General features: G+C 68.4%; 17 protein-coding genes. 3 read left to right on the top strand and 14 right to left on the bottom strand.

Features of this window, described 5'->3' with window-relative positions:
* Window positions 1-46: 46 nt before the first annotated feature.
* The 3 genes from ACSZL9_RS02790 to ACSZL9_RS02780 form a co-directional block, all read right to left on the bottom strand.
* Window positions 47-526, bottom strand: coding sequence for a DUF456 domain-containing protein (locus ACSZL9_RS02790; RefSeq protein WP_446663939.1), 480 nt, complete (start codon window positions 524-526; stop codon window positions 47-49).
* A 90-nt stretch (window positions 527-616) separates the two neighbouring features.
* Complete coding sequence (locus ACSZL9_RS02785) at window positions 617-829, bottom strand: DUF7455 domain-containing protein (protein ID WP_446663938.1); 213 nt, start codon at window positions 827-829, stop codon at window positions 617-619.
* 205 nt (window positions 830-1,034) lie between these two features.
* Window positions 1,035-2,318 (bottom strand): MFS transporter, encoded by a 1,284-nt coding sequence (locus tag ACSZL9_RS02780; protein WP_446663937.1) that lies wholly within the window; start codon window positions 2,316-2,318, stop codon window positions 1,035-1,037.
* 209 nt (window positions 2,319-2,527) lie between these two features.
* Here ACSZL9_RS02780 and ACSZL9_RS02775 point away from each other — a divergent pair, with 209 nt between their 5' ends.
* Window positions 2,528-4,651 carry a DNA gyrase/topoisomerase IV subunit B gene (locus ACSZL9_RS02775; protein ID WP_446663936.1) on the top strand — a complete coding sequence of 708 codons (2,124 nt, stop codon included), beginning with the start codon at window positions 2,528-2,530 and terminating at the stop codon, window positions 4,649-4,651.
* Window positions 4,652-4,676: 25 nt separating this feature from the next.
* Here ACSZL9_RS02775 and ACSZL9_RS02770 read toward each other — a convergent pair whose 3' ends face one another.
* A complete protein-coding gene (locus ACSZL9_RS02770; protein ID WP_446663935.1) occupies window positions 4,677-5,828 on the bottom strand; it encodes a zinc-dependent alcohol dehydrogenase in 1,152 nt (383 codons plus the stop codon).
* Window positions 5,829-5,899: 71 nt separating this feature from the next.
* Here ACSZL9_RS02770 and ACSZL9_RS02765 point away from each other — a divergent pair, with 71 nt between their 5' ends.
* Together ACSZL9_RS02765 and ACSZL9_RS02760 are read left to right on the top strand one after the other, a co-directional pair.
* Window positions 5,900-7,183 carry a hydroxyacid-oxoacid transhydrogenase gene (locus ACSZL9_RS02765; RefSeq protein ID WP_446663934.1) on the top strand — a complete coding sequence of 428 codons (1,284 nt, stop codon included), beginning with the start codon at window positions 5,900-5,902 and terminating at the stop codon, window positions 7,181-7,183.
* 33 nt (window positions 7,184-7,216) lie between these two features.
* Entirely contained in the window at window positions 7,217-7,627 is a 411-nt protein-coding gene (locus ACSZL9_RS02760) for an MmcQ/YjbR family DNA-binding protein (RefSeq protein ID WP_446663933.1), read from the top strand.
* Here ACSZL9_RS02760 and guaD read toward each other — a convergent pair.
* The 10 genes from guaD to ACSZL9_RS02710 form a co-directional block, all read right to left on the bottom strand.
* Window positions 7,624-8,916: a guanine deaminase gene (gene guaD, locus ACSZL9_RS02755; protein ID WP_446663932.1), complete on the bottom strand. Its 1,293-nt coding sequence runs from the start codon at window positions 8,914-8,916 to the stop codon at window positions 7,624-7,626. The genes ACSZL9_RS02760 and guaD overlap by 4 nt on opposite strands.
* A complete protein-coding gene (gene xdhC / locus ACSZL9_RS02750; RefSeq protein WP_446663931.1) occupies window positions 8,913-9,734 on the bottom strand; it encodes a xanthine dehydrogenase accessory protein XdhC in 822 nt (273 codons plus the stop codon). Before xdhC ends, guaD begins: the two co-directional genes overlap by 4 nt.
* 1 nt (window position 9,735) lies before the next feature.
* Window positions 9,736-12,141, bottom strand: coding sequence for a xanthine dehydrogenase molybdopterin binding subunit (gene xdhB, locus ACSZL9_RS02745; RefSeq protein WP_446663930.1), 2,406 nt, complete (start codon window positions 12,139-12,141; stop codon window positions 9,736-9,738).
* The gene (locus ACSZL9_RS02740) at window positions 12,138-13,580 is read right to left on the bottom strand and encodes a xanthine dehydrogenase small subunit (RefSeq protein WP_446663929.1); all 1,443 of its coding nucleotides are present in this window, start codon (window positions 13,578-13,580) and stop codon (window positions 12,138-12,140) included. The genes xdhB and ACSZL9_RS02740 overlap by 4 nt, the downstream gene beginning before the upstream one ends.
* 82 nt (window positions 13,581-13,662) lie before the next feature.
* Entirely contained in the window at window positions 13,663-15,045 is a 1,383-nt protein-coding gene (locus ACSZL9_RS02735) for an 8-oxoguanine deaminase (protein ID WP_446663928.1), read from the bottom strand.
* Complete coding sequence (gene uraD, locus ACSZL9_RS02730) at window positions 15,042-17,027, bottom strand: 2-oxo-4-hydroxy-4-carboxy-5-ureidoimidazoline decarboxylase (protein ID WP_446663927.1); 1,986 nt, start codon at window positions 17,025-17,027, stop codon at window positions 15,042-15,044. Before uraD ends, ACSZL9_RS02735 begins: the two co-directional genes overlap by 4 nt.
* 265 nt (window positions 17,028-17,292) lie before the next feature.
* Window positions 17,293-17,679, bottom strand: a complete 387-nt coding sequence (locus ACSZL9_RS02725) for a helix-turn-helix domain-containing protein (RefSeq protein WP_446663926.1) — start codon at window positions 17,677-17,679, stop codon at window positions 17,293-17,295.
* Entirely contained in the window at window positions 17,672-17,914 is a 243-nt protein-coding gene (locus tag ACSZL9_RS02720) for a thiamine-binding protein (RefSeq protein WP_446663925.1), read from the bottom strand. Before ACSZL9_RS02720 ends, ACSZL9_RS02725 begins: the two co-directional genes overlap by 8 nt.
* A 33-nt stretch (window positions 17,915-17,947) precedes the next feature.
* Window positions 17,948-18,907, bottom strand: a complete 960-nt coding sequence (locus ACSZL9_RS02715; protein ID WP_446663924.1) for an MBL fold metallo-hydrolase — start codon at window positions 18,905-18,907, stop codon at window positions 17,948-17,950.
* On the bottom strand, window positions 18,904-19,476 hold the full coding sequence (locus ACSZL9_RS02710) for an HhH-GPD-type base excision DNA repair protein (RefSeq protein ID WP_446663923.1): 573 nt from the start codon (window positions 19,474-19,476) through the stop codon (window positions 18,904-18,906). Before ACSZL9_RS02710 ends, ACSZL9_RS02715 begins: the two co-directional genes overlap by 4 nt.
* Between the last annotated feature and the right edge of the window lie 55 nt (window positions 19,477-19,531).

The raw sequence follows: 19,531 nt of genomic DNA, 5'->3' as shown, positions 1-19,531 counted from the left end.
TCAGCCGCACCATCAGTCCGACCATCAGCCGACGAGCGGCCGAGCCTCAACTGACCAGCACGCCGGCGACCCAGATCCACGACACAAGCACAGCTGCGGCCAGCTCGATCCCGATGCTGGTCAGCACCGCACGCATGGCGGCTTTCGTCGCAGCCCACGCCCGCCGGGCATCCCGCAGTCGCGCGTGCTCGGCGAGAAAGACACCGACGGGGAAGCCGACGAACATCCCGACATACGGGATGACGAAGAACCCGATCACCGCGCCGACCAGGCCGGCCACCTTGGCCAGACCCGGCACACCGGCGGCCTTGAGCCGGCGATTCGGCACAAGGAACTGCACGATCCAGCCGATGGCTGCGACCGCGACGCAACACCCGAAGACGACCCAGGAGGTCGTGGTGTTCGTCTCCCACGACCACAGCAGCACGCCGGCCAGGCACAGCAGCAGACCGGGAAGCACCGGCACGACGAGCCCGAGGATGCCGACGGTGATCATCGCGCCGGCCACGACAGTCACCGCGTCCACGCAGTGAACCTAGCAACGCAAACACAGCAGGACGGCGCACCCTTTCGGCGCGCCGTCCTGCTGTGTTTGGTCAGTCAGTGGTGGTCGGTCTCACACTTCGATCGTCGACTCGGCGTGCAAGCGGTCGGTCTCATCGATCACTTCGTCAGCGATCTCGCGCAGCTTGTCCAAGTGCTCCCGCCCGTGGTGGGCGCAGAAGAGCAGGTCCTGGTCGGAGCCGAGGCGAGCACGGATGAACGCCTGGGCGCCGCAGCGGTCGCAGCGATCGGATGCGGTCAGAGTGGGGGCAACTGCGGTAGTCACGATAATCATCCTCTCGTTGCGGGTCTCTCCCGGTCGCCCGGGGATTCCGTCGTCGAAGTAGTCAACAGTCAATCACGCGAAGGGATTCCCGGCGAAACAAATCCATACCGTGTGTCGTCCTTCACAATCTTGTGACCTTCCGACGATCGTGCCCAGTCCGACGATCGGCGGGTGCATGGAGTTCCCCCGGTCGGTGCGCGGCCGTTCACGTGGCTACCCGGTCTGTCGCGGGCACTTCGGTGTGCTCGACGAGGTAGCGCTCCGCGCTTCGCGCTGCCGGATGTATGACGAACGCCGCCATCAGCACGATCACGGCGATGACCAGCCAGCCGTAGAGACCCCACTCCATGGCCCAGAAGGTGTAGGCGGCGGGGGCCCACACGGTGCCGAGGGTGTAGCCCAGTTGCGCGACGCCCTGGTATTCGCCGCGGCGCGCCGGATCCGACAGCTCTGCCTCCAGTCCCCAGCGGCCCGCCGATTGGAAGAGCTCGGTGCCGGTGACGGTCACGTGGCCAAGCCAGACCAGCGCGATCGTCAGCCAGCCGGCGGTGTCGTGCGTGACGGCGACGATGGCACAGGAGAGCACGAAGCAGAATGCCCCGCGCCGATGCGCGCGCAACGAGGTGCGTGGGTCGTCGACCCCGCGTGCGGCCAGGACCTGCAGGAACACCGCCATCACGGTGTTGGTGCCGAAGAGCCAGGCGAGCAGCACCCGGGGCGCGTCAGTGCGTTCGACGAGCCACAGCGGGATGACGGTGTTGAGCAGGACACCGTGCGTGCCCAGGACGCCGTCGCAGATGCTGGTCAGCAGGAACCCGCGGTTGCGCAGTGCGCTGCGGCGCTTGCCTGTGGTCGGTGCCGCGGTGTCCTCAGGGCTGTCCTCCGGGGCGGCCGAGGTGTGCGGGGTGACGTGCGGCAGCCGGGTCACCCAGGCGGTGTTGGCCAGCAGCACGGCCGCGGTCAGCAAAGGCACCGCCCGGATCAGCGTGTCGTCGTTGGCGGCCAGGGCCAGCCCGCTGGCAAGGGCGCCCAGTGTGTAGCCGACGTTGCGCGAGGCACGCACGTAGGCCATCGAGCGGACCCGCTTCTCGCGGGGGAAGACGTCGAAGCGGTAGGCGTTGCGCCCGGCGCGCATCCAGGTCAGCACCACCTCGAGCGTGACGGTCACGGCGACATACCCGGCGAAGTCGCCGATCAACAGCCAGGCGGCGAAGAGCAGCGCCTGGAAGAGCGCGCCGAGGATCCAGGTGCGGCGCGTGCCGACCAGGTCGGCGAGCTTGCCGAGCGGCACGGCGACCAGGAAGGTCGCCACGCCGGCGATGGTGAGGCCGAGGCCGACCTGCGCCGCACTCAGTCCGACGATCTGGGTGAAGAACACCGCTGAGCCGGTCAGAAACGCCCCCTCGCCGAAGGCGGACAGCACGGATTGGTAGGACATCGCCCGGATCAGCGGGTCGTCGGACAGGATGCGGCGCAGCAGTGTTCTCACGGGTCCCCTCGAGTGAACTATCTTGACGTCAAGATAGTTAACCGAGGGGCCGTGCGCCGCGTCAACCGGATTTCGGTGGGCCTCCGGCACGGCAGCTGGGCCACCGCACCGTGAGCCTGCGCGGCATCGTCGGCGCCGCGCGTTAATCTGCCTCGAACACCTTTTCGTCCGCGCGAGCGGACAGCGCACCAGCCAGGAGAGCACCAGCAGTGACCGCGAGCCCGTCCACCACGTCCAAGAGCGAATACACCGCGCGCCACCTGCAGGTGCTCGAAGGCCTCGAAGCGGTGCGCAAGCGCCCGGGCATGTATATCGGCTCGACCGACGGCCGCGGCCTCATGCACTGCGTCTGGGAGATCATCGACAACGCGGTGGACGAAGCGCTCGCCGACCGCGGCTCGCACGTGCTGGTGACGCTGTATGCCGACGGGTCGGTGTCCGTCGCGGACCGTGGCGCCGGCATACCCGTCGACATCGAGCCGCGCACCGGACTGTCCGGGGTCGAGGTCGTCTTCACCAAGCTGCACGCCGGCGGCAAGTTCGGTGGTGGTTCCTATTCCGCGTCCGGCGGCCTGCACGGCGTCGGTGCCTCGGTCGTCAATGCGGTGTCCAGTCGTCTGGATGTCGAGGTGGACCGCGGCGGCAAGACCTACGCGATGAGTTTCCGGCGCGGTGAGCCGGGCATCTTCAAGGACCCGAAGTCCGGCCCGAGCCCCGACTCGCCCTTCGAGCCGTTCACCGCGGGCAGCGAGTTGCGTGTCGTCGGCAAGGTCAAGCGTGGCGTCTCCGGCAGCCGGATCCGCTACTGGGCCGACCCGCAGATCTTCCTGCGTGACGCACAGTTCGACTACGAGCGGCTGATCGGGCGTGCCCGGCAGACGTCCTTCCTGGTGCCCGGCCTGGAGATCGTCGTGCGTGACGAGCGCGGCCTGCCGGGCACGCCCGGCGAGGACGGGCCGGTCGAGGAATCCTTCCTGCACCACGGCGGCATCTCGGAGTTCACCGACTTCCTCGCACCCGACCCGGCAGTCACCGACATCTGGCGGCTGCAGGGCGAGTCGACCTTCACCGAGACGGTCCCCGTCCTGGACGCTCAGGGCCACATGACGCCGACCGACGTCGAGCGCAGCTGCGGTGTGGACATCGCGGTGCGCTGGGGCACCGGCTACGACCAGCGGATGCGCTCCTTCGTCAACGTCATCGACACCCCGAAGGGCGGCACCCACGTCGCCGGCTTCGAGCAGGCGCTGATGAAGGTCTTCCGCAAGCAGTTGGAGGCCAACGCGCGCCGCCTGAAGGTCGGCAACGACAAGGTCGACAAGGACGACATCCTCGCCGGGCTGACGGCGGTGATCACGGTGCGGCTGGCCGAGCCGCAGTTCGAGGGCCAGACCAAGGAGGTGCTGGGCACCTCGGCCGTCCGGCAGATCGTCAGCAAGATCGTCGAGCGCGAGCTCACGGCGCTGTTGACCTCGAGCAAGCGTGACCTCAAGACGCAGTCGACCCAGCTGCAGGAGAAGGTCGTCTCCGAGATGAAGGCGCGCATCCACGCGCGCGTCCAGAAGGAAACCCTACGGCGCAAGAGCGCGCTCGAATCCTCTTCATTGCCGGGCAAATTGAAGGATTGCCGGTCCAACGACAACGAGCGCAGCGAGTTGTTCATCGTCGAGGGTGACAGCGCGCTCGGCACCGGTATGGCGGCGCGCAACTCCGAGTTCCAGGCACTGCTGCCGATCCGCGGCAAGATCCTCAACGTCCAGAAGGCCTCGGTCGGCGACATGCTCAAGAACGCCGAGTGTGCGGCGATCATCCAGGTGGTCGGCGCCGGGTCGGGGCGCACCTTCGACCTGGACATGGCGCGCTACGGCAAGATCATCCTGATGACCGATGCCGACGTCGACGGCGCCCACATTCGCACCCTGCTGCTAACCCTCTTCTTCCGCTACATGCGACCGATGGTCGAGGCCGGCCGGGTCTTCGCGGCAGTGCCCCCGTTGCACCGCATCGAGACCGCTGCGCACGGCCGGGCCAAGGGCGAGGTGGTCTACACCTACTCCGAGCAGCAGATGCGACAGGTGATCGCGCAGTTCCAGAAGAAGGGCCGCACCATCAAGCAGCCACAGCGCTACAAGGGGCTGGGCGAGATGGACGCGTCGCAGCTGGCAGAGACCACCATGGACCCGCGGCACCGCACTCTGCGTCGCGTGACCCTGAAGGACGCCGAGAACTCCGAGCGCATCTTCGACCTGCTGATGGGCAGCGACGTCGCACCGCGCAAGGAGTTCATCGTCGACTCGGCTCGGGAGCTCGACCGGGACCGCATCGACGCCTGACGGAGCCGGCCCGATCCGAGCCGCGTCAGCGCGGAAGGTCCAGTGGCTCCCGGTGCAATACCAGCTTGGTCGTGTGCGCGGCATACCCGTCCGGGGCGTCTTCCCACGGCAGCAGAGTGCTGGTGACCTTCTCTGCGGGGAAGTCGCTGCGCGCAACGAAGTCCAGCAGCTCCGGCAACCGCGGACGGACGTTGGAGACACCCGCCTTGAGCGTGGCGCTGGTGGCATACATGTCCATCACCGGCAGTTTGGTGCCGGCACCGACGTAGTAACCCGTGGCCGTGCACACGCCGCCCGGCCCGAGCGCGCGCAGCGCATCGCGTAGGCCCTGCTCGGTGGAGGAAGCCTCGACGGCCACGTCATACGTCCGGGTTATCGCCGACCGCACGGAGGTCCAGCGCCGGCGGGACACTTCGCGCACCGTCGCGCCGAGCGCGTCCGCGGTGGCCAGCCGGTCGGCATCATCGTCGATGTAGTCCACCTGCGTCGCGCCGAGCGCGACGGCGAGGCCGGCGGCATACAGGCCGATGCTGCGTGACCCGCCGCCGATCACCAGGACCGAGCCGTCCGCACTCTCGCCGAGGGCCGGGGCGACGGAGCGCCAGGCGTCGCTGAGGTTGTCGGCGGCCGCAGCGACACGCAGCGGATCCAGTCCGTGCGGGACCTTGACGAGCATCCGGTCGGCGTAGGGGACGCGCAGTGAGTCGGTGACAACGCCACCCCACGGCCCGCAGGAAGGACCGAAACCGAAGGCAGCCAGCGCGCTTCCGGGACTCAGTTCGCGAGTGGTGGAGCACTTCGCGGTGATGCCACGGCGGCATTCGCGGCACTCTCCGCAGGAGACGGACCACGGGACGACCACGACATCGCCGACCCGCAGATCTTGGACGTCCTCGCCGACGGACGTGACCTGGGCGATGCATTCGTGGCCGATGCCGAACGTTCCCCGGAAGGGCACTGCGCCGGTGATGTCGGAGATCACCGGGTCGATCAGGTGCAGCTTGACTCCGGCCTGCATCGCCCGCGACACCGAGTGGTGCAGCGGGAGCACGTCACCGTCGCATCGACCGGCGACGAAGGGGCGGACGAGGGCATCGGTCCCTGCCTGCAGCTGCGGGTCGGGCCGGTCGCGCCACTCCAGCCGGCCGGGGGCGACATAGGTCAGCTCGCGAGTCATCAAGTCTCCTGCATCGGGGGGTGGGCGGTGACTACTCTGGCACGTGTCGTCGAACTGGAGGGCGTGACCTGATGCCGGAGGAGCCTGCCGAGACCATCTTCACCTGGGGTGCGCCGCCGTTGAAGTTCGGCGTGGGTGCAAGTGACGAAATCGGTTTCGATCTGCGGCAATACGGCGTTTCACGCGCGCTGATCATCACCGACCCCGCGCTGGCCGCGAGCGGCCTGCCGTTGCGGATCGCGGACGCACTGCGCCACTACGACATCGAGGCGGAGGTCTTCGACGGGGTGCACGTCGAGCCGACCGACGACTCGATGAACGAGGCCGTCGAGTATGCCGCCGCGCAGGGACCCTGGGACGCGTTCGTCGCGGTCGGTGGCGGCTCGTCGATCGACACCGCCAAGGCGGTCAACCTGCTGACGACCTTCCCGGGTGAGCTCGCCGACTATCTGAACGCACCGATCGGTCGGGCGCAGGTGCCGCCGGGGGAGTTGAAGCCGCTGATCGCGGTGCCGACGACCGCAGGCACCGGGTCGGAGAGCACCGCCATGTGTGTGCTCGACGTGCTGTCGATGCGGGTCAAGACCGGCATCAGCCACTGGCGGTTGCGCCCGACGATGGCCGTCGTCGACCCGGCGCTGACGATGTCACTGCCACCGGAGGTCACCGCTGCGGCCGGCATGGATATCGTCTGCCATGCGGCGGAATCCTTTACCGCGAAAGAGTTTTCGTCATACACCAGGAAACGGCCGGAGGAGCGGGTCACCTATTGCGGCGCTAACCCGGTGTCCGACCTGTGGTCCGAGCACGCGCTCACCTTGCTGGCGCGGGCCTTCCGCCGGGCGGTCCGGCACGGCGCTGAGGACCAGCAGGCGCGGGTCGACATGATGCAGGCGGCGACCTTCGCGGGCATGGGCTTCGGCAACGCCGGCGTGCACGTCCCGCACGCCAATGCCTACCCGATTGCGGGTCAGGTCAAGAGTTTTCGGCCGTCGAGCTATCCCGGTGACGAACCGATGGTGCCGCACGGGATGGCGGTGTCGCTCACCGCGCCGGAGGCCTTCCGGTTCTCGTTCGACGCCGCACCGGAGCGCCATCTGCGAGTGGCGCAGTTGCTCGGGCCGGACACGCCCGAGCAGTCCGACCCGCGCGAGCAGTTGCCCGCGGTGCTGACGAGCCTGATGCGTGACATCGGCATCCCGAACGGCATTGGCGCCGTGGGGTTCTCGGAGTCCGACGTCCCGGATCTGGTGCCCGGCGTGATGAAGCAGCAGCGGCTGCTGAGCACCTGCCCGAAGACGCCGACCGAGGAGGACATCGCCGGCATCCTCACGCGTTCGATCGCCAACTGGTGACGACCACCGCGTTTACGCGTAAACTTCGCGGGTATGGCGACCTGGGACGACGTACGACGCATCGTGGCCGACCTGCCCGAGGTGGAGGAGCGACCTGCGTGGGGCAACCCCATGTGGCGGGTCAAGGGCAAGGGCTTCGTCTGGGATCGACCGCTGCGCAAGAAGGACCGAGCCGACCTCGGTGATGCGGCGCCGGACGGTGAGATCCTCGGCGTGCGTGTGCCGGACGAGGGCGTGAAACACGCCTATATCGCTGATGATCCGTCGATCTACTTCACCATTCCGCACTTCGACGGCTATGCCGCGGTGCTGGTGCGGCTGGATGACATCGGCGTCGACGAGCTGACCGAGGTCGTCGTCGAGGCGTGGCTGGATCGGGCGCCGCCGAAGCTGGCGGCGGCATACCTCGAGCAGCACCCGACCCGGCAACAGATCGACGACTAGATCGTGTCGTGCTTGACCTGGATGCCGTCGATCCACACTCGTGCGACGTCGGCGGTGGTGCCCATCGCGAAGATCTTCGCCAGTGCGTCTTCTGGCCCGGACGCATGCCGGATGCCGACGCCGAGCGGTGAATCTGCTTGCGGTCCAACGAAAACCGCGTCGAACTGCTTGCCGACGCTCAGATCACCCACCTGGTCGGACAGCCCGAGCGCGTCGGCGCCCGCCGAGGTGACCAGGTGCAGCAGGTGTGCCGGGGTGAGGGGTTCGCCGTCGTCGCCGAGCAGACTCTGCATGAAGTAGGCCTGCAGACCCTCCTTGAGCATCGAGAAGCCGGTGCCGCCGCCGACATCCGTGCCGGCCGCGACGCGCACGCCGTGCCGCAGGTGTGCTGCGAGCGGGAACATGCCGCTGCCGAGCGAGGCGTTGCTCGTCGGACAGTGCGCCACGGCAGCCCTGCTGGCACCGAGCATGGCCAGCTCGGCGTCGGTCGGGTGCACGTTGTGCGCGAGCACCGTCCGGGCGTCGAGCAAGCCGTGCTCCTGGTAGGTGCCGACGTAGCTCGTGCCGTCGAAAAGCCTTGTCACCTCTGCGACTTCGGTGATGTTCTCGTTGACGTGCGAGGTGCACCAGGCGTCTGCGATGTCCTTGTATGCCGCACCGCACGCCTCGAGCATCTCCCGTGTGCAGGAGTAGGAGAAGCGAGGGGTGACGGCATACCGCAACCGCTCGTGTCCCTGCCAGCGTGCGGCGAGGGCGACCGACTCGTCATACGCGCGCTCGGGTGTGGTGAGCAGGTCCTCGCGCAGCAGCCGGTCGGAGACGACGAGTCCGCTGGTGACGCGGACGCCCACCCGCTCAGCCTCGCGGAAGAGGACGTCGACCGCCGACGCGAAGTGCGACCCGAAGACGAGGGCGGATGTCGTGCCCGCCTGAGTCAACCCGTGCACGAACTCAGCCGCGACCGCCTGGGCATAGGCGGTGTCCTGCAGCTTGGCCTCCTCCGGGAGCGCCGACTGCTCCAGCCAGTCGAGCAGTGGCCTCCCGAGCCCGCCGATCGCGCGAATCTGTGGGAAGTGCACATGCGTGTCCACGAACCCGGGCAGCAGCACGCCGTCGCGCAGGTCGATGACCTCGTCGTCCGGCGCCGCGTGCCGCACGGTCTCGAACGACCCGCGCGCGGTGATCAGTCCGTCCTCGACGCAGAGGGCGACGTCGTCGTCCGCACGAAGAACGCCACCGGTGAAGGGGTCGGCCGGGGTGTCGAGCACCTTGGCTCGATAGACCGTCATGAACCCACCGCCGTGGCCGGGACGTCGGCGAACCGACGGACGAGATCCGCGGCGACGCTCAGCGCGATGACGGCCGGTGCCTTCCCGGGCAGGTCGGGAAGCCCGATGGGCGTGGTGATTCGGGCCAGTGCTGCCTGGTCGTGACCCTCCTCGGTCAACCGGCTGCGGAAGCGCGCCCACTTCGCCGAGGACCCGATCAGCCCGATACTGCCCAGGTGCGCGCAGCGGAGCGCCGAGTCGCAGATCGCGATGTCCTCGGCGTGGTCGTGGGTCATCACCAGCACGTGCGTCCCCGGTGGCACCTCGCCGAGCACGACCTCCGGCACCGGAGCGACGTGCGGCACGACACTGGCGACGGCGTCGTCCAGCACGGTGAGCCGCTCGGGGGACAGGTGCGCCGCACGGGAGTCGACCAGGTGCAGCTCGACCTCATGGCGCGCCAGGATGCGGGCGAGCTCGAGACCGACGTGACCGACGCCGAAGATGGCGACAGACTCGCGAACCGGTAATGGTTCCAATAGGACTCGGACCTCGCCGCCGCAACACTGCACGCCGTGCTCGGCCGGCGCCTTGTCGCTGAGCGAAACCGTCAGCTCCTGCGGGTGAGCGGGAGCGTCGGAGGCGAGCGACTCGCGAGCCTTCGACACGGCCGTCTCCTCGAGGTTGCCTCCGCCGACTGTGTCGTAGACGGTGTCCGCGGTCACGACCATCTTGGCGCCCGCCTCACGGGGTGCATGGCCACGGACGTCGACGAGGGTCACCAGGACGGCGGCCCGTCGTTGTCGTCGGAGCAGCCCGATCGCGTCGTACCAGTTCACGTCATACTCCTGAAGGGACAGGTTGCGTGTCGCTCACGACGTCCGGAATCTGCTGCGGCGCAACGCCGTCGGAGTTCGCGTCGCGTGCGGACTCGATGGCCCAATAGACCGCTTCCGGAGTCGCGGGCGACGCCAGGTGCACGCTGGTCCCAGCCGGACCGAATGCCGCGGCAGCCGTGCGCAGCGCCTCACGGACCGAGAAGGGCAGCATCAGCGGTGGTTCCCCGACGGCCTTCGAGCCGTAGATCGCACCCTCTTCGGTGGCGTTCTCGAACATCGTGACGTTGAAGACCTCGGGCATCTCGGAGAAGCTCGGCAGCTTGTAGGTGCTCGCGGCCTGCGTGGACAAGCGACCGCGTGCGGGGCCGTCGCCGGCGTCCCAGCGCTGGTCCTCCAACGTCAGCCAGCCGGCACCCTGCACGAAGGCGCCCTCGATCTGTCCCTTGTCGATCAGCGGCGACAGACTGTCACCGACGTCGTGCACGATGTCGACGCGCCGGGTGCGGTAGGCGCCGGTGAAACCGTCGACCTCCACCTCGGCGACCGCGGCGCCATACGAGAAGTACTTGAACGGCGAGCCCTGGTAGGTCTCTTCGTTCCACTCGAGGCCTTCGGTGCGGTAGTAGCCGGCGGCGTGCAGCTGGATGCGCTGCAGGTAGGCGGTGTGCACCAGTTCGTCCCACGGGATCGGCTGGTGCTCGCTGTTCAGCCCGTATGCGGTGCCGTCGACGAACCGCACGTCCGACGGTGGCACGCCGAGAATTCCTCCGGCGACGACCGCGAGCCGGTCGCGGATCTGGTCGCAGGCGTGCTTGACCGCGCCACCGTTGAGATCGGCGCCGGTGCTGGCCGACGTCGCGGAGGTGTTGGGCACCTTGTCGGTGCGGGTCGGCGCCAGCCGGACCTTGGACAGCGGCAGGCCGAGTGCGGTTGCTGCCACCTGCAGCATCTTGGTGTGCAGACCCTGGCCCATCTCGGTGCCGCCGTGATTGACCAGCACCGAGCCGTCCTTGTAGACGAGGACGAGCGCGCCGCCCTGGTTCATCGAGCTCTTGTTGAAGGAGATGCCGAACTTCACCGGCGTCGCCGCGATGGCGCGCTTGGTGTGCTCGTGCGTGGCGTTGAACCGCTCGATCTCCTGCTGCCGGGCGGCGAAGTCGCTCTCGGTGAGCACCTCGTCCCAGATCTGGTGCAGTCGTTCGATCTGCCGCACCCGCTGGCCGTACGGCGTCGTCTGGTCGGCGGACCGGTAGAAGTTGCGTTGCCGGATCTCTTCGCCGGTCAGGCCCAGTTTCGGTGCGACGGTGCTGAGGATGTTCTCGGTGAGCAGCATGCCCTGTGGGCCGCCGAAGCCGCGGAACGCGGTGTGCGAGGTCCGGTTGGTCTTCGCGATGCGACCGTGCGCCCGGATGTTGGGGATCCAGTAGGCGTTGTCGACGTGGCACAGCGCCCGCGACAGTACCGGCTGCATCAGGTCGAGGCTCCAACCGCCGTCGGCGGTGAAGACCACCTTGAGCGCCAGCAGGTGTCCCTCGTCGTCGAAGCCGGCCTCCCAGGTGGACAGGAAGTCGGGTCGCTTGCCGGTGAACTGGATGTCCTGGTTGCGGTTGAGTCGCACGCGCACCGGGCGGCCGGTGAGCGTGGCGCCGAGTGCGGCGATCGCGGCATACCCGTTGGCCTGGGTCTCCTTCCCGCCGAATCCGCCTCCCATCCGGAGGCATTGGACGGTGACCTCCGAGGAGCTGACTCCGAGCACGTGCGCGGTGATCTCCTGGGTCTCGCTGGGGTTCTGTGTGCTGGAGTGGATGAAGACCTGACCGGCCTCGTCGACATACGCGATGGACGCCTGGGTCTCCAGGTAGAACTGCTCCTGGCCGGACGCCTCCCAGGTGCCGCTGAAGACATGGGTGGCTGCCGTCATACCGGCGTCGACATCACCGCGCGACACGGTCGGCGCGCGCCCCTGGAAGCTGCCCGCGGCGATCGCCTCGGGGATCGTCACGATGGACGGCAGTTCCTCGTAGTCGACCTCGACCGCTGCGGCGCCCAATCGGGCCGCCTCCAGGCTCTCGCCGAGCACCCAGCACACCGGGTGTCCGTAGAACATGACCTCGGTCGGGAAGAGCGGCTCGTCATGGTTGATGTTCGAGTCGTTCACTCCGGGCACGTCGTCGGCGGTCAGCACGCGGACGACACCGGGCACCTCGTATGCCGCCGCCGTGTCGATGCGTGTCACGCGCGCGTGGGCGTGCGGAGCGGGCACGGGATAGGCGTGCAACAGGTCCTTCGTGCGGCCCACCAGGTCGTCGGTGTAGAGCGCGGCGCCGGTCACGTGGCCGACGGCGTCCTCGTGCGGGATCGTCTCTCCGACAGCGGGATTGGCGGGACGTTGGGACAGCTCGCTCATGCCACACCTTCCTCGGTGGTCGACTCGGCATACAACTTGCGCAGGGAGGTGCCGAGCATGGCCCGGCGATATTTGCTGCTGGCGCGGTGGTCGTCCAGCGGGGTGCCTTCCTCCTGCAGCACTCTCGCGGCGGAGCGGACGGTGTCGGCCGTCCACGGGTTGCCCTCCAGCGCAGCCTCGACGGCCGTGGCTCGCAGGGGAGTGGCAGCGACGCCGCCGAGTCCGATGCGCGCCTTGCGGACGATGCCGTCCGCGACGTCGATGGCGTAGCCGACCGCCACGCTGGAGATGTCGTCGAAGCGACGCTTGGCGATCTTGTGGAACGCCGTGATGCCGGCCAGTGGCAGTGGGATCCGCACGGCCTTGATCAGCTCATCCGCGGCGCACACCGTCTGCCGGTATCCGGTGAAGTAGTCGGCGAGCGCCACGACCCGCGTGCCGTCGGGGCCGGCGAGCACCAGGTCGGCCTCGAGCGCGAGCAGAGCCGGCGGTGTGTCGCCGATGGGCGAGCCGGTGCCGAGGTTGCCGCCGATGGTGGCGCCGTTGCGGATCAGCCGGGACGCGAACTGCGGGAAGAGCTGCGCCAGCAAGGGGATCCGGCCGTCCAGACGCTGCTCGATCTCGCTGAGGGTGAGCGCGGCGCCGAGCTCGACATACGACCCGGTCTCCTCGAAGGTGCGCAGCTCGGGAAGCCGGTCGATGCCGACGACGAGGTCGGCCCGGGTGGACTTGATGTTGACGTCGACGCCCCAGTCGGTGCTGCCCGCGACCGGCACCGCGTCGGGGTCGTCCCGCAGGATCTGGAGGGTCTCGGCGAGCGACTCCGGTCGGACGAACCGCCGGCCGCCCCTCTCGTATGACGTCGGCTGGGCATCCGGCGCAGACGTGTCGCGACGAGCGCCGAGCGCGTCGTCGGACGGCACGTCACCCAAGGCGTATGCCGCATCGCGGATCGGCCGGTAGCCGGTGCAGCGACAGAGGTTGCCGGAGAGCGCGTGCAGGTCGAAGCCGTTCGCTCCGTGTTCGCTGTCGGCGTGGTCGCATGCTGCGCGGTCGGGGCGGTAGTACTCGGCCGCCATACTGCAGACGAATCCCGGTGTGCAGTAACCACACTGGGATCCGCCGCGCACCGCCATCTCCTGCTGCACCGGGTGCAGCGCTTCGGCGCTGCCGAGGCCCTCGGCGGTGACGATCTCCTGCCCGGCGAAGGCGGCAGCCGGAGGCAGGCAGGCGTTCACCGCGGTCCAGCGGGTGTGCTCACCGTCCGGCCGGGCCACGAGCACCGAGCACGCGCCGCACTCGCCCTCGGCGCAGCCCTCTTTGGCCCCGGTCAGGCCCTCGGAACGCAACCAATCCAGCAGGTTGGTGTGTGGGGCATCGGAGAATTCGTGTGCCCGCCCGTTGACGGTCACGCCCAACGCGGAGGCAGGGTCAGTCATCAGCGACTCCTTTCGAGCCGGCGAGCGCAACGCGCTCAATTCTACGGCTCAACAATTTGTTGAACAAGGATTCAGGTGGCATTCAGACGCGTGGCAGGACGCGTGGCGGGTGCTCGATCCGGGTGGACGCCTCGGCGGCACCGGCGGCCAGCGTGGCCTCGTCGACCCGGGCGAGTCGGCCCTTTCGGACGAGCGGTCGACCGGCGACCAGGCTGAGCTCCAATGGGGGCGGTGTGCCCAGCACGAGTCCGGCGACCGGGTCCGCGATGCCGGCGTGTGCCATCGTGTCCGTGCGCCATACGGCGATGTCGGCCTGCTTGCCCGGCTCCAGCGACCCGATCTGGTCGTCCCAGCCCAGCAACCGTGCGCCGCCGAGCGTGGCGGCCTCGAGGGCCTGGCGTACGCCGAGAGCGGTCGGCCCGCCGGTCGCCCGCGCAAAGAGCAGTGCGTGCCGGGCTTCCTCCAGCAACGACGTCGCCTCGTTGGACGCAGCTCCGTCCACGCCGAGGCCGACCGGGACGCCCGCGTCCAGCAGATCCCGGGTGCGGCAGATGCCGGCACCCAGGCGGGCGTTGGACGACGGACAGTGCGCGACACCGGTGCCGGTGCGGGCCAGCGTCCGGATCGCGTTGTCGTCGAAGTGGATGCCGTGTGCGAACCACACGTCCGGACCGAGCCAGCCCAGCGACTCCATGTAGTCGATGGGTGACTGTCCGAAGCGTTCGCGACAGAAGTCCTCCTCGTCGACGGTCTCGGCCACGTGGGTGTGCAGGCGCACCCCGCGATCGCGTGCGAGAGCGGCAGCCTCGCGCAGCAGGTCGGCGGTCACCGAGAAGGGCGAGCAGGGCGCGACCCCGACCCGGACGAGCGAGTCCGGCGACGGGTCGTGGTGGCGATCGATTGCCGCTGCGGTGCCGCGCAGGATCTCGTCGATGGACTCCACGACGTGGTCCGGCGGCAATCCGCCGTCCGACTCGCCGAGGTCCATCGAGCCGCGGGTGGCGAAGAAGCGCACACCCACTTCCGCAGCCGCGGCGATCTCGGCGCCGAGCAGGTCACCGCCATCGCGAGGGAAGACGTAGTGGTGGTCCATCACGGTCGTGCAGCCGGACCTGGCCAGCTGCCCGATCGCGGCGGCGCCGGCCCGCCGGATGATGTCTTCGTCGAGGTTGCCCCAGATCGGGTAGAGCTCGGTCAGCCACTCGAAGAGCGTTGCGTCCACGGCATACCCGCGGGTCGCCCACTGATAGAGGTGGTGGTGGGTGTTGACCAGCCCGGGCGTGACGACGCAGCCGGTGGCGTCGATGACCTCGACGTCGTCGCGGGTGCCGACATACGGGCCGGGGGAGACCGACCGGACCCGCCCCCCGTCGACCACCACGTGGCCGACGGGGTACTCATGGCGCTCCTGATCCATCGTGACGACGGTCGCGCCGGAGATCACGGTGACCTGGTGACCGCTCATGGTGTCGTCGCCATTCGGCTGCGCGCGGTGTTGATCGGGTCGGCTTCGGCGACCAGGTCGTCGAAGCGGTGCCCGGCGATCTTCGCGCTCTCCAGCAGTGCGGTCACCAGCTCCTGCTGGCGGGAGTTCTCCAGCCGGACGGCGGCCTGCGCCACCAGTTGCTCCACCGACGCAGTTTCGCGGACACAGGTGATCAGCGGGAAGCCGAACTTCTCGCGGTATGCCGCGGTCAGTGTCGACAGCTCCTCGCGCTCGTCGTCACGCAGCTGGCTGAGCATGATCGCGGCGCGATCCCGGCTGGACGCCGCACCGACCTCGCCGTCCGCGACCTCGATGCTGCCCAGGTCCGGGTAGCTGGCGATCAGCGAGCGCTGCTTCTCGTCGGATGCGGAGAACAACGCCTCCTGGAACGACGCGCGCAGGTCCTGGGTGTCCTCGAAGGGGCGCTGCGCGTAGGCGTCCTCGATGATCCAGGTGTTGCCCTGGAAGAGCGGCTCGAAGGTGCTCACGAACTCCTTCTTGGACATCGCGTTGATCTGGGCCAGGCCGATGACCGAACCACTTGCGGTGGTCGCGATGGCCGCGCCTCGGCTCTTGCCGACGTGGAAGAAGACCATGTAGAGGACGAACGCGGCGATCGACCCGATGGTGATGCCGGAGCCCAGGAAGACCTGGTAGTCCTTCGGCAGCAGCGTCGAGACGCCCGGCTCGGCGGTCACCAGCATCGCCAGACCCAGGGAGGTCGCCACGATGATGCCGTTGCGGTGGTCGTTGAAGTCGACCTTGCCGAGCGTCTGGATGCCGACCACTGCGACGGTGGCGAACATCGCCAGGCCGGCGCCGCCAAGGACGCTGGCCGGTATGCCGGCGACGAGCGCGCCCGCCTTCGGCAGCAGGCCGAGGATGATCATGAAGACCGCGGCCGTCGCCACGACATACCTGCTCTTGATCCGGGTGAGTCGCACCAGTCCGACGTTCTCGGCGAAACACGTGTAGGGGAAGGAGTTCAGGACGCCGCCGATGAAGGTGGCCAGCCCGTCGGCGCGCAGCGCCCGGGACACGTCCTCGCCGTCCACGCGCTTGCCGACGATCTCGGCCGTCGCGAAGACGTCACCGGTCGTTTCGACCATCGTGACGAGCATGACCAGGACCATCGAAATGATCGCTGCGAGAGCGAATTTCGGCATACCGAAGTGGAACGGTGTGGTGACCCCGAGCCAGCTGGAGCTGCTGACCGAGTCGAAGTGGGCTTCACCGGCGAACCACGCGACGGCAGTGCCGATGGCCAGGCCGAGCAGCACGGCGATCGTCTGGATGAAACCGCGGAAGAGGCGCTGGATCACGACGATGAACAGCACCGTGCCGAGCGCGAGGCAGAGCGTCTTCCAGCCGCCGGCGGCCAGGTGGAAGTTGCCGTTCGCGTCCTGGCTCAGCACCGATGCGCTGTAGGAGTGGGTCTTGGGATCCCAGCGCAGCAGTGCGTCACCGGCGGCGACGGGCAGCAACGAGAAGCCGATCACCGTGATGACCGAACCGGTGACGACCGGCGGGAAGAAGCGGACGATCTTGCCGAAGTACGGCGCCAGCAGGAACGTCACGACACCCGACACGAGCACCGCGCCGTAGATGGTCAGCAGGCCGTCGACCCCGCCGCCGGCGTTGACGCCGATGATGATCATCGGCGAGACCGCGGTGAAGGTGACGCCCTGCAGCAGCGGCAACCGGACACCGACCTTCCAGAAGCCGATCGCCTGCAGCAGCGAGGCGATGCCGCAGGTGAACAGGTCGGCATTGATCAGGTGGATCAGCTGATCCTGGGTCAGCCCGATCGCGCCGGCGAGCAGAATCGGCACGATGACCGCGCCGGCGTAGAACGCCAGCACGTGCTGGAGACCGTAGACGGCCAGTTGGCCGGCTGGGAGCACTTCGTCGACAGGGTGCTTTGCGCGTGGGCGCACTTCCTCGGCTGTGGCAGCGGACATTGCGAGCGGTCCTTCCAGAAGTCCAGGGGGGACATCAATGGAGTGGTGGCAAGGGCATTTTCGCGCTTCGGCGGCCCGGCCGGGGAGATTCCGCTGGTCATGCGTTAAATTCGCTTATACGGAATGCAAGTTTCACAAGATGGAACTCAATCGCGTGCCGACGAGCGTATGGCTTGGCTCACATCAAGTCAACGGTAAGTCAACATTTTGTTGAATTGAATCCGTTTTCCCGGGTCCGGTCCGGGGCTCGACCTCCGGGAGCCGATCACCTGTCGACGCGGATGCGGTTCAGGTAGTTGTAGATGGTGAAGCGCGACATACCCATCGCCTCCGCAACGGTCTCGGCGGAGTGCCGCATCTCGAAGGCACCACGCTCCTCGAGCAGCCGGACCGCGTGCTGCTTCTGCGATCGCGGCAGCTGGGCGAGGTGCCCGCCGAGCTCGTGCTCGACGGTCCGGATCAGCCGGGCGAGGCCGTCGGACAGGTCATGGTCGTCGCGGACCCGCACGTGAATGGTGGTGTCCTGGACAGTGATCGGGATGTCGGCGGTGTCGGGCTCGCCGTCGACGACAACGGCGCCGACGCGGCTCAGCAACGGCTGCAGCGCGGTCGCCAGGTCCGTGGCTGCCGTCGTGTCGGCCGCCTCACTCATCGATCTGCTCGATCTGCAGGCTCACCCGCGTGGCTCCGACGGCCAACGCGTCGTGCAGCGCAGCCGACAAGGCGGGTAGGACGGTGTCCGCAGCTCCGCTGACCGACGTGCCGAGAGGTCCGAGATCGGGCTCGAGACCGCCGGACCGGAGGGCGTCCGCCACGGCGCGCACATGGGACGGGAGCTCGCCTTCACCCTGGAACGGCTCGGTGGTCACCTCGGCCCGCACGTCCATGCCGCCCAACGATAGCCGGGGGTGTCCGGCGGACTACCAGTGCCGGGGGAACGGGATGCGCAGCGTCTGCGGATCCACTGCGGCGTGAGGGGCGGCCGCGCGCAGGCGTCTGTCGCGAACCTCGATTGCCCCGGCATCGAGCATGCCGCTGACGAGCTCTTCGGTGAGGTCCTCGACACCTCGGCCCAGGAGTTTTGCGGCGTCCTGCAACCAGGCACGTGCCGCCAGATACGACTCGACCTGGTCGGTCGGTATGCCGCCGCGGATCATCAGGGCATAGGCGAAGACGCGGCGCGCGCCATACCAGACCGCGCCGTCGGGGTCGTCGACCAGCCGCCGGGCGCGCCGGTGCGCGTTGGCAAGGGCCGCGCCGGTGTCCTGCGGCATGGGCCCGTGCGCGGTGAGCAGGACCCGCGGGTCCAGGTCGACCAGACGCTCCAGCGACTGCAGGGCGGTGCGCGCCACGTCCGGACCGTCCAGCGCCAGGTTGACCCAGCCGACGTCGTAGTCGGACAACGTGTCGCCGACGACGAGCAGCCGCTCGTCCGGCTGCCACAACGTGAGGTGGCCGGGGGTGTGCCCCGGGGTCGCGACGACTTCCCAGTCCGCTGCACCGAGGCGAAGCAACTGACCGTCGTCGAGCGGCTGATCGACGGTGTATGCCGCAACCGGTTGATCGAGGTATTCAGCGACACAGCAACCCGGGTCCCGGCGCTGCACCGAGTCGGCGTCGTGGGTGCTGGCAGCGATGCCCACACCGCGGGACTGCAACAGGCCGTTACCGCCCACGTGGTCGGCATGCCAGTGCGTGTTGACCACGAGCGAGAGGTTTGGCGCATGGGCCTCGGCCCACTCGGCGGTCTCCAGTGCGTGACCGACGAATCCGCTGTCCACCAGGGCGGATTCACGTCCGGTCAGTAGCAACAGGTTGGCGTCGGGGAACGGCCGCTGCTGCCAGAGCACCCACTCGGGCAGGTCGTGCGGTGCCGTCACTTGGCGGCCTTGGCCGCCGCTTTCGCAGCCTTCTTGAACTCGCGGACCTTCTGCAACGAGGCATCGTCGACGACGTCCGCGACCGACCGGAAGGAGCCGACCTCGGCATACGGGCCGATCTCCTCGCGCCAGCCGTCCGGTGTGACGTCGAGCTGCTTGCCGAGCAGCGCCGCGAAGATCCGGGCCTTCTGGTCGCCATACCCGGGGAGCGCCTTGAGGCGCTTGAGCAGCTCCTTGGTGCTGCCCGCGGTGCTCCAGATGCGGGACGCGTCACCGTCATAGTCGTCGACGACCAGCTGCGCGAGCTGCTGGACCCGGCCGGCCATGGATCGGGCGTAGCGGTGGATGGCGGGTGTTGTCGAGCACAGGTCGGCGAACTTCTCCGGGTCCTGGGCCGCGATCTCGCCCGGGTCGAGAGTGCCCAGCTTGTCGACGATCTTGGCCGGTCCACGGAACGCGTGCTCCATGCCGTACTGCTGGTCGAGGAGCATCCCGACCAGGAGTGCGAACGGGTCGGTGGACAGCAGCTCGTCCGCGGTCTCGTCCTGTGCGATCTGGATTCTCGGCATACGGCAAGGGTAGGCCGAACGTCGCCGATAACTCGATAGCGCGGTGTCGGCGGTT

It is taken from the genome of Flexivirga sp. B27 (assembly GCF_052905685.1).
This window is presented reverse-complemented; position numbering and strand designations above follow the sequence as displayed.

Excerpts from the sequence above, each read along its gene's own strand:
- ACSZL9_RS02770 (WP_446663935.1), bottom strand. The coding sequence starts at position 5,828 with ATGACTCGCGAGCTGACCTATGTCGCCCCCGGCCGGCTGGAGTGGCGC.
- ACSZL9_RS02760 (WP_446663933.1), top strand. The coding sequence starts at position 7,217 with ATGGCGACCTGGGACGACGTACGACGCATCGTGGCCGACCTGCCCGAG.
- ACSZL9_RS02710 (WP_446663923.1), bottom strand. The coding sequence starts at position 19,476 with ATGCCGAGAATCCAGATCGCACAGGACGAGACCGCGGACGAGCTGCTG.
- xdhB (WP_446663930.1), bottom strand. The coding sequence starts at position 12,141 with ATGAGCGAGCTGTCCCAACGTCCCGCCAATCCCGCTGTCGGAGAGACG.
- ACSZL9_RS02720 (WP_446663925.1), bottom strand. The coding sequence starts at position 17,914 with ATGGACGTGCGGGCCGAGGTGACCACCGAGCCGTTCCAGGGTGAAGGC.
- ACSZL9_RS02740 (WP_446663929.1), bottom strand. The coding sequence starts at position 13,580 with ATGACTGACCCTGCCTCCGCGTTGGGCGTGACCGTCAACGGGCGGGCA.
- ACSZL9_RS02735 (WP_446663928.1), bottom strand. The coding sequence starts at position 15,045 with ATGAGCGGTCACCAGGTCACCGTGATCTCCGGCGCGACCGTCGTCACG.
- uraD (WP_446663927.1), bottom strand. The coding sequence starts at position 17,027 with ATGTCCGCTGCCACAGCCGAGGAAGTGCGCCCACGCGCAAAGCACCCT.
- guaD (WP_446663932.1), bottom strand. The coding sequence starts at position 8,916 with ATGACGGTCTATCGAGCCAAGGTGCTCGACACCCCGGCCGACCCCTTC.
- ACSZL9_RS02765 (WP_446663934.1), top strand. The coding sequence starts at position 5,900 with ATGCCGGAGGAGCCTGCCGAGACCATCTTCACCTGGGGTGCGCCGCCG.
- ACSZL9_RS02725 (WP_446663926.1), bottom strand. The coding sequence starts at position 17,679 with ATGAGTGAGGCGGCCGACACGACGGCAGCCACGGACCTGGCGACCGCG.